This window comes from Paenibacillus planticolens (assembly GCF_013141725.1).
Lineage (GTDB): Bacteria > Bacillota > Bacilli > Paenibacillales > NBRC-103111 > Paenibacillus_E > Paenibacillus_E planticolens.
In genome coordinates this window covers 158,470-172,035 of the sequence record NZ_WHNZ01000064.1, presented here as the reverse complement: position 1 = coordinate 172,035, position 13,566 = coordinate 158,470, and the positions used below count along the sequence as shown (strand labels likewise).

The window sequence follows — 13,566 nt, the reverse complement described above, 5'->3', positions numbered from 1 at the left end:
ACTTAAGGAGGGCAAGCAGGTCATATGAAGTACAAGACAGTTGGAAAAACGGGCATTCAAGTTTCGGAACTCTGCTTCGGAACGATGTCCTTTGGCGGCAACGCCGACAAGGAAACATCCAAGCAATTGTTCCATCGCTGTTTGGACAAAGGCATTAATTTCTTCGATACCGCTGACGTTTACAGCAGCGGAGCGGCTGAAGAAATACTGGGAGAGCTGATGGAGGGCAGACGTGACGAGCTGGTTCTTACGTCCAAGGCCGGCTTCCCGTTCGGCTCCGATCTGAATGCACGCGGAGCCTCGCGCAGACACTTGTTCCTCTCGGTGGAACAAAGCCTTAAACGGCTTCGCACAGACAGGATTGAATTTTATTTTATTCATCGTTTTGATTCGCTTACCTCCATCGAGGAAACCGTGCGCGCCTTGGACGACTTGCGGCGGCAAGGGAAAATCTTGTATCCCGCCGTCAGCAATTGGGCTGCTTGGCAGATCGCGAAGGCGCTCGGCATTTCCGCCAAAGAAGGCCTGGCCGGCTTCGAGCTGATCCAGCCGATGTACAATCTTGTCAAACGACAAGCGGAAGTCGAGATTTTGCCGCTGGCTGAATCCGAGAAACTCGGGGTCATCAGTTATAGTCCGCTTGGCGGGGGTCTGTTGACAGGGAAGTACGGAATAGGCAAAAAGCCCGCAACAGGCAGGCTGGTGGATCAGAGCAACTATACGAAGCGTTATGGTGACGAGGCCTATTACGACATTGCAGAAAGATTCGCAGCTTATTCCCGCGAGAAAGACATCCATCCGGCTACATTAGCCGTTGCTTGGGTGCTTAGCAACCCGGCCATCACGGCGCCGATCATCGGTGCGCGCAGCGTGGAGCAGTTAGAGCCCTCTCTTGCTGCGGTGGATCTGAATTTCACGAATGAATGGCGTAAAGAAGTCACGGCATTGTCGATTGATCCCCCGATCGCAACGGATCGAAGCGAGGAGGCTTATACGTTTTAGGTTAAAGCTGTCAACAAAATAAAGGGGGGAGGTTGCATAAGCCATTTTTTGGCCATATACGTGCACAAGCCCCTTCATTTTGTCGTGCACCATTACACTTTAAATTTAGCCATTTGATTGTGCAATTGTTCCGCCAATATGGACAAGGAGGTAGCAGAGGAGAATACTTCCTCCATGGCTGCCAACTGTTCTTCCGTAGAAGCAGACACATGTTGGATCCCCGATGCGGATTCCTCGACTATTTTCGAAATATGCTGCATGGAACTGCCCACCTGTACGGTAGAAGCAGACATTTGCTCTGCAGCCGCAGCAACATCTTCAATCTGGGTGACTACTTTAAGGACAGCGTGTTCAATATGCTCGAATGACGTGCCGGCTATATTCACAACAAGAATGCCTTCGTTCACCTCTTTTATTCCAACTTCCATCGATTGTGTTGCGCTATATGTCTCTTGTTGAATGGTAGATATCAAATCGGTAATCTGTTGAGAGGAATGGGAAGATTGTTCGGCTAGCTTGCGAATTTCGCCTGCCACTACCGCAAACCCTTTCCCTTGTTCGCCAGCGCGTGCAGCTTCAATGGATGCATTTAATGCCAGAAGATTCGTTTGTTTTGCGATGCCGGTAATTATACTTACGATTTCTCCAATATCTTGAGAACGCACTCCCAAGCTTTTGATGATTCCCGACAAATCCTCGATGGTTTTATGTATGAAATTCATTTGAGCAACTACCTTTTGGATGGCCTGATTTCCTTCTATGGACTTTCCGGCAGCTTCTGTAGCGGAGGAGGAGACACTTTGGGCGTTTATCGCTATTTGCTCAGCGCCTGCTGACATTTCATCTACGGCTTTCACGCTTTCCATAACACTTTGAACCTGCTGATCGGCTCCGGCGGCAACTTTCTGCATGGCAGTAACGATGACTTCCGTTGCTGTATTGCTATGCTGGACGCTGGCGGTCATTTCCTCTGAAGAAGCGGTTACATGTTCAGCACCAGACGTTACTTGATAGATGACACCGCGCAGGTTATTGACCATTTGCTCAAAGGAATCAGCCAATTCACCAACCTCGTCCCGATTCTTCACTTCCACCTTTGCTTGCGTTAAGTCGCCTGCCGCTACTTGTTTTGCCGCTTTCGCAATAAGAACGATCGGTTTCGAGATTACTCTTGAAATAAAGACCCCTATGAGTATTGCTGATATGAAGGCAATCACACTAATGATAAGAACAATTCTTATAATGGAGTCAACCATTACTGTATTATTCGCGCTTACTTCATCGACTAATCTCTGCTGACCATCGGCTATTTTATTCGCCAAGTTTTCCATTTCGCGACCAATCGGAATAACTTCCGAGGAGGCTAGTTTCATTGCAGCTTCCTTGTTCGTGACTAACAGGGAATTCACTTGGTCGGCACTCTTTATAAATTGTTGATTGAGCTCATTCAATTTGCTTAGGTCGTTTTTGTCCACATCTCGCCTTACCATCGTGCTAGTGGTAGTTATGAGGTCCGTTAAACTTGCATTTGCGAGCATGAAACGGTCAGATGCATCTCTGTTTGGAGTTAATAAATTGTCACGCAAGCTGCTCATTTGCTGGAGTGTGGAAGCTCTCATATCCTTTGAATTGGACAAAATCTTCTCGCGCCTATCAACCAAATCTGTATAGGAATCGTCTATCTTTTGTAAATAAAAGTGAGATAGCAAACTGACAAGTCCAAGAAGAAGTGCAATAATTAAGAAACCAGTTATTATTTTTTTGGCAATGGACAACTTCATAGAACACCTCTTTTTCTGTATTTTATTCGATATAATTCGACATTAACATTAGCTGGATGTTTTAGCAAGAAATTCGTTTTAAGATTCTGAACTTTTAATTTTAGTTCCTTTTTCCTAAAATCGACTTAACATATGAGTTACCTTTAAACCCAATTAATATGCGTATTCATGGGGTTTTATTTCGTTTTTTGTTGTGAAATTAGCCTTTTTTAAATGTAGAGAAAATTCAATTATTTATATAATTCCATTTTTCATACAAATTTTTGAACTGAATAATATTCGACATTTTTTGATATAATTCGCTACGATTAGCTAGTTCGTTATTCAAGCTTCCATAATTGTCATGTGGTAAGGTGAAGAGCTGTTATGAGCAAACGGGTGCTTTTCTTGAAATTTTGAAATTGTACATTTTCGGGACGGGCGGGTGAGCGAGGTAGTGGAGAGCACCACTATTGCGTCTGCAGGAGACCCCGGTGCATCACGCTTTTATGGAGAAGATGCTTTGGCCGGCAAAGTTGTGGGAACTACAGGGCGCTATCTGAGCAAAATGGACTATTTGTTGGCTGCAAACGGAACTACAGGGTCTTATTGCCCATGAAAACATCCCGTTTTGGCAGAATGCGTAAAATAGGGGATCATAGTTCTCTCTAACTTACAGAAGGGTCGTTTTTTTGAAAAATAGAGGATCATAGTTCCCGCTCGCGCAATATGATACATCCAAAATCCAAAAGGCTGTCCCTCAGGCTTTTCCTGACCTTTTGAGACAGCCTCTTATTATATTTTTGGAAAAATGAAGTTAGTCTCTATTATTTTGAAGCTCTGAATACAGCGTCCCAATGACATATGTCGATCTCGCTTCAGGAGAAGCGGCAGGCTCCCCACGCACGACCCACCCATAAGAAAGAACCGCAGTCAGGCGGTTATACTCCTCCGCATTAAGGTTTGCAATGACGGATTCTTTCCCTTGCTCCAGATGCAGCTCGGTTTCTTGTCCGAGGGCGAGGAGAATCCAGCTGGCGATGCCCCGAAGGGTATTATATTTAATCTGATAGCCGTGACGTACCGCTTGTTCGAACAGAACGGGATCACTTGCCGAGAGCTCGGTTAAACGAGCATAGTCGAACTGGAACTTGCTATCATCTACGGGCAGCTTGCCAGTTTGGACACGGTGAAGCAGTTCTTCTGCAGGCCAGCCTTGCGACTTAAGAGATTCAAGGATGAGCGCATCCCATTGTGAGAGTTTGACTGTGGTTGGTTCGGATGTAGGCATTTTTCAGAACTCCTATCTGTGCATAAATGGTTGTATGAAAGAAACTGCCCAATCATCTTCCCGATGATGAGGCAGTCTTTAACAGCAGTTTACTTACTAGCTTTATACTTGTTCAGGAAATCTTTCGCTTTAGCCGGGTCTGCTTTGAGTTCCAATCCCGTTTTGACAAGCGGGCTTAATGTCGAGACGGCCTTGAACTTATTGTTTTTGTAATAAGCGAGGAATTCGTCTTGATTGATGGAGTACAGCACGGCTTTTCTCAAATCGGCACTCTTGGCAACTTCGCGGTTCTTGGTGTTAAAGAGCAGATAGGATACGGCATTGCTAGGGACCGTTTGCAGCGAAAGCTTGCTGTCGGCTTTGACGACGTCGAATTTAATCTCAGAAACACCGTAGAGCAGGTGAATCTCACCGCTCCTGAGCGCGGAAAGGGAGCTTTCTGCGTCTTTGATGAACCGGACTTTGATCGTATCGACTCGCGGTTCGTACTTGGTACCCTTCATATATCCCGGATTTTTGTTGAAGACGGCCTCGTAATCATTTTTGTAAGACAGGATATAAGGACCGCTTGTGTACAAGGAATTGTTGTATTTGGCTCCCTCGGTAACCGTTGATTGGTCTCCGTATGCAATGTCTTTATTTACATCGTATTTTGCTACATCGTACGTATTGATGCTATCGACTTGCTTCTTGGAGACGATACCTGCCGATTGATGGGCAAGATAGTTCAATACTTGCGGGAACGGCTGTGTAGTCGTCAGCTTGACCACCTGATACTTGCCTTCCTTATTGCTGGCTTTGGTCTTATCGGATACCAATGATGTGATTTTGGAGTCGAGTCCTTTTTCCAAAGCTGCTTTGATGGTTTCGGAGCCGCCGGATAACTTAACGGATTCGAGTGCCGCCGGGTCCGTCACGAGCTCAAGCTTCTGAATATGTTCATGCAGCGTGAACGTGCGATGATTTGGAACGGAATTTTTGTCCTTGGCGCGATTCAGCGAGAAAATGACATCTTCTGCCCCTACGCGTTCGCCAGAGTCGACTGCCAGCTTATCTTTGATCTGTGCGAATCGGATGTCGTCACGCAGAATGAAGTAGTAGTCCGAATTTCCTTCGGCAATCGCGAAGTTGTACGATAGGGAGCCCTCAGGCGTCAGCTTATCGTCGTCCGTCAGATTGAGCAAACGAACGTACATGTTCGTGTTAATAATATTAATAGAGCCGTCGTTGCCCTTGATCGGGTCAAGCGATGTCAGAGAAGGAAGCGATGATTGCAAAATGATCGGATCTTTGGCGCGTTTGGAAGCATCCTTGAAATCGAGCTCTTCCCAAGGGAGGGAGCGTGATTTAGAAAGACGTACAGACTCTTTCTTCAGAATGTCTTGATTAAACGCTTGCGCTTTAAGCGAATTGTAGAGCGGCGCGATATAAGCTTTGTCAAAAACGAGCTGCTGCTCGAATTTTTTATACGTCTCCGTGTATTGCTCCGGTGTCTGAGCCGAAGCTTGTTCGATCAAATTGTCGATATCAGGATCTTTCATGATGCTATAGTCGCCACCCGACTTAAAAAGGGAACGTACCGCATAGTCCGGGTTGCCGGTAACGGTGGTCCAGCTGGACAAAGCAACGTCGAAGTTACCTGCGTCCTGTTGGGCTTTGAACGTGCCGTAATCCGGTTGGATGTTCAGCTTAACGTTGAAGCCGTTCTTCGTCAACTGGTCGCGAACGATGTTAAGATCTGTCTCGTTTGCGCTCGTGCCCAGCAGTTCGATATCGACGGGAGTGTTGTTGACGGCTGCTGTCCCAGGTGTTGCTGCTCCCGGTGTCGGCGATGCTGCAGCCTGATCTTTGGTAGTGAAATTGCATCCGCTCAGCATCAGAGAGATGCCCAGGACGGCGGGAATGACGATCTTGCTTTTAGTCTTCATAATACTTGTGACCTCCTATAATGCTAAATATATGAATGCACATTCAGTCCAGATCCTGCATGTTTCGTAACGAAGCGGTTTTGGAGAAAGAATGAAAATTCCAAAATCATTGAAAGACGGTTAGTCCAGTTTGGGATCAAGCGCATCGCGCAATCCGTCGCCCAGAAAGTTGAAGGACAGCACCAGCGCGATGATAGCCAAGCCGGGATAGATTGCCGTATAAGCATTTGTTTCGAGGTAGGAGCTCCCCACCTTCAAAATATTGCCCCACTCCGGGATATGCGGTTCAACGCCGAGTCCCAGGAAGCTCAAACTGCTTGTCGCAATGATGGCCCCACCGACAGTGAGAGTGGATTTGACAATCATCGGCGCTAGGGAGTTCGGAACAATATGCCTGAGCAGGATGATTAGATCTCCTGCGCCGAAAGCGCGTGCCGCCTGCACGTATTCAAGCGACGAGACGAGCAGTACGTTAGCTCGCATTGTCCGAGCGTACGTCGGGATGGCCCCAATGCTCAGTGCGAGAATGAGATTAACCGTACTGGCGCCAAACGCGGCAATGATGGCAATGGCCAGCAAGATGCCGGGTATCGCGTACAGAATATCGAGCGCCCGCATGATTAGATTGTCTGTACCGCGTCCATAGTAGCCGGATATTGCTCCCAGCGAGCCCCCGATGATCACGGGAATTAACGTTGAGAGGATACCGACGAACAGCGAGATGCGGGCACCGAATACGATCCGGGAGAATAGGCAGCGGCCGAAGTTGTCTGTGCCAAGCGGATAGGTCAGACTCGGTGATTGCAGAATCGCCCCGTAATTATTGTCGATGGCCATCCCATAGTCGAACGTCAAGTAGCTGCACAAGGAGATGGCGATTAGAAAGCCAATGAACCACAAGCCCAGCATCGAGGTGGAACTGCGGGACAGCCGATCAATGACCTCGCTGAGTTTCGGCCCGGACGAATCGGTTCTATTTCTAAGTCTGGCGATCAACAGGATGCCGAGCGCCAGCGCGAAAAGATTGCCCGTTATGGATGTTGCAAGCAGCAGGACTGCGGCTATCCACATCCACTTGGGCATAAGCGCGTCATCTGAATACCGGGTGATGAGAAGCAAAACAAGCAATTGAATGGCACCCCCAACTAACAAGAGCGACATCCCGGGTACGAATAAGTTGGATACATAAGGCTTGAAGACGTTCAATGCCGAAATGGCGAATACGAATACAGTCGTCAAGAGGGCGTAGACCGCGAGTGTGTAAGCTGCGCTTTTCTTGCTTTTGATGAGTTGAAAAGCCGCCGTTACGACAAAGATATTAGCGGTCAATAAGCTGATCAACAGCACGTAGCCTAGTCGTCGTGTGGTGCGGCGCAGCTCGCCGTAAAGGAGCAGGTCTCTGCGAATCAATGCCATGGTTCCCAATTGGAGCAAGGCGAAGATCAAATAAGAAGCAAAGGCAGCGAAAATAGCTGGCTTTACGGCTAGTGCTGCCCCTCCCTGAAAGCTGTTAATCAGCAGCACTAGCGCTAAGATCAGAGAAGCGATGCCAGCAAAGCTGGCCTGCCCGTATTCGGTACAAGTGCGTAGTCTGAAATGAATGTCTTGTTTCGTTAGAATTGGTTTGGTCACGTTGGCCACCTGCTAGTATTGTTTCATTTTGGAACGGATTCTTGGATCGAAAAAAGCGTACAAAATGTCGATGACGACATTCACGATAGAAATCGTAATGGCCGTATAGATAACTCCGCCCATAATGCTAGGAATATCGGGGATGAACTGCTTGTCCACAATATAGCTTCCAATCCCGTTAATATTGAAAACCTTCTCCGTTACAGCCGCTCCTCCGAGCATCGCTCCGAATTGAAGTCCGATGACGGTAATAATCGGGATCAGGGCATTCCCAACGGCATGTTTCCACAGCACTTGCCTGCGGGACAGCCCTTTCGCCCGGGCTGTCGTCATATAATCCTCGTGAATGACTTCCAGTGTAGAAGATCGCGTCATCCGGGCAACCGCTGCTGTAAGCCCTGTTCCTAATACGACAATAGGCATGATCATCGTCAAAGCGTTCTGCGGATTATACGTAGCAGGGAGCCAGTGCAGCTTGATCGAGAAATTCAGGATAAGGATCAGCCCCTGCCAGAAGTTCGGGATCGACAACCCGATCAGCGCGATTAGCATAAACGTATAGTCAAAGAACGAATTAGGCCGGGTGGCGGATACCAACCCGATTGGCAGGGCGATCAATACGGCTGCGACCGTGGAGATGACGGTAAGCGTCAGCGTCACGGGGAACTTCGCGGCGATTGAGGTCGTAACGTCTTCGTTGCCTGCGAATGACTTGCCCAGATCAAATGTCAGTATGCCGTGGAAAGTATGCCAGAGCTGAGTCAGATAAGACTGATCCAATCCGTAAAGCTTGTTGAACGCAGCAATCTGTTCGGCGGTAGCTGTTTCCCCAATGATGTTGGCCGCAGGATTCATAGGCGACAAATGTAAAATGGTAAAGACGAGAAAGGCCACTCCAAAAATAACAAAGACGGTCATCACGAGCCGTTCAATTATATATTTTAGATAGGCGTTGCCATAAATGAGCATAAGCGCGTACATGAGAACACCAGGGACAAAGGATACAGTCAGAATCACCGGATGCCGGATCAACTCAGTGAACGTATCCGCATAAGTGACTGGGGGCTGGCCGCCCTCACTCTGTTGAGCTTTAAGTTGACTCAGCAGCGCCTCTTTGAATTTAGCCCCGGCAATCCGGTTAGCTTCGCGATTCAGTTTCTCCGGTGCGATGGATTGACCAAAAAATCGGTGCTTGCGTTGGAGTTGATCCTTCGTCTCCGCCACTAGACTGTCTCTATAGCCGGAGGCCGTCCATTCCTGTTCTAATTTATCAAGCCTGGATTTAAGCGCACTTTGATTCTTGCGGCGCAGAAAGACGAGATAGATGACTAGATGCAGGGGCGCTCCGGCTGCCAGCAGCAAAAGGCGGTAAGTAGGATGCAATAGCATTTTGGAAAAGATGTTCCCGAGTCGGTCGACGAGACGGGAATCCATTGCGACAGTGTGCCCGGTCAAGTTCGTGTGCTCCTTTTAACGGTTCGTATTATATATTGCATTATTCCGATCGATATAGTAGATTTTAAAGTGAGCAGCGAAGAATGTCAATAATCCTCGAAATAATATTCCACTTTGTTGCGATTTGATGAAAACAAAACACAAAGGTGATCATATGACATCCATCTTAGAAGTAAATCAGTTGTCTGTTTCTTTTTATTCCCGCGATAAGGAAGTTGAAGCGGTTCGAAATGTAAGCTTTTCGGTGCGCGAGGGCGAGACGCTGGGCATCGTAGGGGAATCCGGCAGCGGAAAAAGTGTGACGGCCCGGACCATTATGCGCTTGTTGCCATCTCCACCCTCGAAGGTAAAAGGCGGGGAGGTGCTCTTCAAGGGACAAAACCTAGCTGATAAGTCGGACTTAGAGATGGAGGAAATCCGCGGACGCGATATCGGCATGATTTTCCAAGATCCGATGTCTTCCTTAAACCCGACGATGCGCATAGGTCGGCAGATTGAGGAAGGCTTGATTAAGCACAGGCGGCTTAAAAAGGAGCAGGCTCGACTTGAAGCGGTCGAGATGCTGAAATTGGTCGGGATTCCTAATCCTGAAGCCCGCTATTTGCAGTATCCCCATGAATTTTCCGGGGGCATGCGCCAACGGGTGATGATCGCGATCGCGCTTGCGTGCCGGCCGGCGCTGCTTATCGCCGATGAGCCGACCACTTCGCTCGACGTAACGATTCAGTCGCAAATTTTGCACCAGATGAAGGAAATTCAGCGCAAGCTGGGGACATCGATCATCCTGATTACCCATGACCTGGGTGTCGTAGCCGGGATGTGCGACCGGGTTGTCGTCATGAAGGATGGCGAGGTGGTTGAAACAGGTACAACGGAGGAAATTTTCTCTGCGCCGAAGCATCCCTATACGGTACGTCTGTTACATGCCCTGCCTCGACTTGATGAGAAGAAAAAGCCAAAGCTTGTCTCAGCGGTCAGCCGTTCGGCAGAAGATCGCCCCTTGCTGGAGGTTAGGTCGCTCAGACAGCATTTCAATCTGGGTAAAGGCCAAATCATCAAAGCGGTTAACGATATCAGCTTCGATATCCGGGCGGGTGAAACACTTGGCGTTGTCGGTGAATCAGGCAGCGGTAAATCCACCACGGGCCGGACAATTCTACGTCTTAATGAGGCGACGGGGGGAGAGGTGCTGTATAAGGGCATCCCGCTCAATCGTTTGTCCCGGAATGAAATGAAGACGATGCGGCGCTACATGCAGATGATTTTCCAGGACCCCTATGCTTCACTGAACCCGCGCATGCGTATTGCCGACATTATCGGCGAGGCGCTGGATCTCCACCGGATGACGAGTGGTAAGTTGGAGCGGCAGAAAAAAATTGAGGAGCTGCTGGAGATGGTCGGTCTCAGCGCATCGCACGCTATGCGCTACCCGCACGAGTTCTCGGGCGGTCAGCGGCAGCGGATTGGCATCGCCCGCACACTGGCCGTCGAGCCGGAATTTATCGTCTGCGACGAGCCGCTGTCGGCGCTGGATGTCTCCATCCAGGCACAGATCGTCAAGCTGCTGGAAGAGCTGCAGCAAAGGCTGGGGCTGACGTACTTATTCATCGCGCACGACCTATCGATGGTCAAGCATATCAGTGACCGCGTGGCGGTTATGTACAAGGGCAGAATCGTGGAGCTGGCGGAGAGCGAAGAGCTGTATGCGAACCCGCTGCATGCCTATACGAAGTCGCTGCTTGCAGCGATTCCTGTACCCGATCCGGCGGTGCAGTCCCGCAAGACGTTCGTGCCGCCTATCGATCCGGCTGTACAAGATCCATACGGGTTGGAGCGGTCACGGTTCGTAGAAGTGCAGCCTGGACACTGGCTGGCTGTAGCCGAATCGTAAATATATGCGAGGCAAATCCTCATGTTTATTGCAAACTGAGGATTTTTTTTGTACTTTTTTCCGTTTAGGATGTAAGCTGTTTATGAATTAACCTTAACAAGGAGTGACCCGTTTTGTTCACACAAGTGAAGGATCTATTTGCCATAACGTTGTTTGATGTGAAAAAAATACAGTACTACTCCCGATTCATGTTTGATTTCACCCAACCCTATCTGACGGTGTCCTACATCAAACAAGGAGAGGTGATCACGACGGATGACGGTAAGGAGTATATCGCCAGAACCGGAGATGTCATGATTCATCGCCCTGATACGCCTTTTAATGTGATATCGCAGATGGAAGGCGTTCACTTTCTCTTTAGTATTGAATTGACTGTCAGGGAGGGAGAAGATTTTTTTCAAATGTTTCCCTTGAATAAGGTTATTACGATCAGAGATACCGCTTTGTATGAAAAGAAGTTCGACGAACTGAAAGACATGTGGCAGCAGAATAACAATGTGCATAGGTCCGCGCAGGCGGGTATTCTTGCTCTTTTCCTGCTTCATGAGATTGTAGAAAGCTCCAAAATCGGAGAAAAGCGTACGTCGAGAGATACGTTTGAAATCAACAGGTTCAATTATGCGCTTCATTATATCGAAAAGGGTTTGGAGCGAAATATTACGCGGGAGGAATTGGCGGACATTTACCATATGAATCCTGTTTATTTTAGCCGGGCTTTTAAAAAGGTATACGATCTTACCCCGATGCAGATGCTGCAAAAAATGAGAGTTTTACAAGCAAAAAGAATGCTGGAAGACCCGGCAAACACCATTGAGCAAATTTCTCAAAAATGCGGCTTCTATGATGCGTCGCATTTCAATCGCGTTTTTCAGAAAGCTTTTCGCATGTCCCCAAGTAATTTTCGGAAAAGTATCAAAAGTACAAAAAATGCAATCGTGCCTACATGGTCTGAGGACAGTTTGTAGGATAACATAATAAATATATTAGGGCGAGGAGGAATTGACAGCGCATACAATTAGCTGTAAGGCTCACTAAATAAGGTTAGCTGCGAATATGTGTCAGGTGTCATATTAAAGGGGGAAATGCCAATGGTACAAAAACGGAAATATGCTGCGTTTTTAATCGGATCTGCACTAATTGTACAAATCATTACCGCTTGCTCTGCCTCTCCTGCGAATACAGCCAGTACCGGAACTCCTGCAGCGGGAACTTCCGGCAATAAAGCCGAAGCAGCGCCAACGGGGGAGAAAGTTACCCTGCGTGTGATGGACTGGGCAGATAGCGAGAAGCCCTATCGCGAGAAGTTTATGAAAGATTTTGAGGCTAAATATCCAAATATCAAAATCGAATATACGCTAATGAGCGTTGATCAATTCCAAAATACGATCACAACAGCGATTAAATCGGGAGATGCACCGGATTTATTCCCTATTCCCGGCAATATGTCGCTCAGTATGGCGGTTAAAGGAGAATGGTATCTCCCTTTAGACGATTACCTCGATGATGCCTTCAAGAGCCGATTCATTGACGGTGTGTTCGTGGAAGGTTCGACCGTGTTAAATGGCAAGCTTTATTCCATTCCCGCGCTTTCGAGTGTTCCGAGTACGCTTGTCTATTACAATAAGCAGTTGTTTAGAGATGCGGGACTAAACCCTGACAACCCGCCAAAAACATATTCGGAATTCCGCGAGGCAGCAAAGAAAATTACGGAAGCGGGCAAAGGCAAGGCGTACGGCATCATTGAGGGCGGCAAGCAAATCGGCCGCTGGAAGTTGGCGGCTATGGACTGGTCCGCACTGGGCGGCAGCGGGTTAAACCAACAATCGCCGATCAGTTTGGTCACGCATGACGCGAATTATGACAGCAAAGCCGTTGTCGATGTGATGAACTTGTTCAAGGGCATGAAAGATGACGGAAGTTTCCATCCGAAGACGATGAGCATTTCCGCACCTGAAGCTCGCGCTCTATTTGGGGAAGGTCAGGCCGGTTTCATCTTGCAGGGGGAATGGTCCATTGGCGTGTGGAAGCGGGATAACCCTAATTTGGATTTCGGTGTGATGATGCCTCCAGTGCCGGACGATGGACAAAAGGGATTTCTGCCTAAGTCGACCATAGGTCCTTGGATCGGGATATCGAAGACATCGAAGCATCCGAAAGAAGCCGCGCTTTATTTAAAGGAATACTTCAGTAAAGAGTACCAGTCCGTATTGGTTAAAGCGGGAGACCGTTTCTCTATCTTAAAGGATGTCAATGAAACTGCCTCCGAAATTCCGCAATTTAAGCAATACTATGACATCGTTCAGAAATCTTCCCGATTAATTCCGAATCCTCAGATTAGAAACCCTGAGCTCACAAGTGTGTATGGGAACTATAAGGATGTTCAACCTGGTGTTGGTGATATCCTGCAAGGCGTCGTAGCCGGGGCGATTAAAGATCCGACCGCTCCGTTGAAGCAGTACTCCGATCTCGTTAATAAAGCGTTAGATACGGCTATTGCGAAGGCGAAGTCGGAAGGCGCTAAGGTAGACAAAAATGATTTCACGTTCTCCAATTGGAGCTCCGATAAAGATTACTTAGAACAAGATTACAAATCGATCAAATAATGGG

Annotated in this window: 10 protein-coding genes; 5 read left to right on the top strand and 5 right to left on the bottom strand. The window is 48.0% G+C overall.

What is annotated here, in order from left to right; genetic code table 11:
• Positions 1-24 precede the first annotated feature (24 nt).
• Positions 25-1,002 carry an aldo/keto reductase gene (locus GC097_RS27800; RefSeq protein WP_171686541.1) on the top strand — a complete coding sequence of 326 codons (978 nt, stop codon included), beginning with the start codon at positions 25-27 and terminating at the stop codon, positions 1,000-1,002.
• 92 nt (positions 1,003-1,094) lie between these two features.
• Here GC097_RS27800 and GC097_RS27795 read toward each other — a convergent pair whose 3' ends face one another.
• Positions 1,095-2,783 (bottom strand): methyl-accepting chemotaxis protein, encoded by a 1,689-nt coding sequence (locus GC097_RS27795; RefSeq protein WP_171686540.1) that lies wholly within the window; start codon positions 2,781-2,783, stop codon positions 1,095-1,097.
• A gap of 424 nt (positions 2,784-3,207) precedes the next feature.
• Here GC097_RS27795 and GC097_RS27790 point away from each other — a divergent pair, with 424 nt between their 5' ends.
• Positions 3,208-3,381, top strand: coding sequence for a hypothetical protein (locus GC097_RS27790; RefSeq protein ID WP_171686539.1), 174 nt, complete (start codon positions 3,208-3,210; stop codon positions 3,379-3,381).
• Positions 3,382-3,579: 198 nt separating this feature from the next.
• On the opposite strand, the gene GC097_RS27785 is transcribed toward GC097_RS27790, so the two are convergent.
• From GC097_RS27785 to GC097_RS27770, 4 genes are all read right to left on the bottom strand, one after another.
• Positions 3,580-4,053 (bottom strand): hypothetical protein, encoded by a 474-nt coding sequence (locus tag GC097_RS27785; protein ID WP_216625917.1) that lies wholly within the window; start codon positions 4,051-4,053, stop codon positions 3,580-3,582.
• 89 nt (positions 4,054-4,142) lie between these two features.
• Complete coding sequence (locus tag GC097_RS27780; protein ID WP_171686538.1) at positions 4,143-5,981, bottom strand: ABC transporter substrate-binding protein; 1,839 nt, start codon at positions 5,979-5,981, stop codon at positions 4,143-4,145.
• Positions 5,982-6,101: 120 nt separating this feature from the next.
• A complete protein-coding gene (locus tag GC097_RS27775; RefSeq protein ID WP_171686537.1) occupies positions 6,102-7,613 on the bottom strand; it encodes an ABC transporter permease in 1,512 nt (503 codons plus the stop codon).
• 12 nt (positions 7,614-7,625) lie between these two features.
• On the bottom strand, positions 7,626-9,068 hold the full coding sequence (locus tag GC097_RS27770) for an ABC transporter permease (protein ID WP_376768430.1): 1,443 nt from the start codon (positions 9,066-9,068) through the stop codon (positions 7,626-7,628).
• Positions 9,069-9,222: 154 nt separating this feature from the next.
• Here GC097_RS27770 and GC097_RS27765 point away from each other — a divergent pair, with 154 nt between their 5' ends.
• The 3 genes from GC097_RS27765 to GC097_RS27755 all read left to right on the top strand — a co-directional run bounded on the left by GC097_RS27765 (position 9,223) and on the right by GC097_RS27755 (position 13,562).
• Entirely contained in the window at positions 9,223-10,959 is a 1,737-nt protein-coding gene (locus tag GC097_RS27765) for an ABC transporter ATP-binding protein (RefSeq protein WP_246294485.1), read from the top strand.
• A gap of 113 nt (positions 10,960-11,072) precedes the next feature.
• Entirely contained in the window at positions 11,073-11,924 is an 852-nt protein-coding gene (locus GC097_RS27760; RefSeq protein ID WP_171686535.1) for an AraC family transcriptional regulator, read from the top strand.
• 123 nt (positions 11,925-12,047) lie between these two features.
• Positions 12,048-13,562 carry an ABC transporter substrate-binding protein gene (locus tag GC097_RS27755; RefSeq protein ID WP_171686534.1) on the top strand — a complete coding sequence of 505 codons (1,515 nt, stop codon included), beginning with the start codon at positions 12,048-12,050 and terminating at the stop codon, positions 13,560-13,562.
• Positions 13,563-13,566 lie beyond the last annotated feature (4 nt).

What these genes read in the sequence shown, in the direction of transcription:
- GC097_RS27780 (WP_171686538.1), bottom strand. Translation starts at nt 5,981, where the DNA reads ATGAAGACTAAAAGCAAGATCGTCATTCCCGCCGTCCTGGGCATCTCT.
- GC097_RS27800 (WP_171686541.1), top strand. Translation starts at nt 25, where the DNA reads ATGAAGTACAAGACAGTTGGAAAAACGGGCATTCAAGTTTCGGAACTC.
- GC097_RS27795 (WP_171686540.1), bottom strand. Translation starts at nt 2,783, where the DNA reads ATGAAGTTGTCCATTGCCAAAAAAATAATAACTGGTTTCTTAATTATT.
- GC097_RS27765 (WP_246294485.1), top strand. Translation starts at nt 9,223, where the DNA reads ATGACATCCATCTTAGAAGTAAATCAGTTGTCTGTTTCTTTTTATTCC.
- GC097_RS27755 (WP_171686534.1), top strand. Translation starts at nt 12,048, where the DNA reads ATGGTACAAAAACGGAAATATGCTGCGTTTTTAATCGGATCTGCACTA.
- GC097_RS27785 (WP_216625917.1), bottom strand. Translation starts at nt 4,053, where the DNA reads ATGCCTACATCCGAACCAACCACAGTCAAACTCTCACAATGGGATGCG.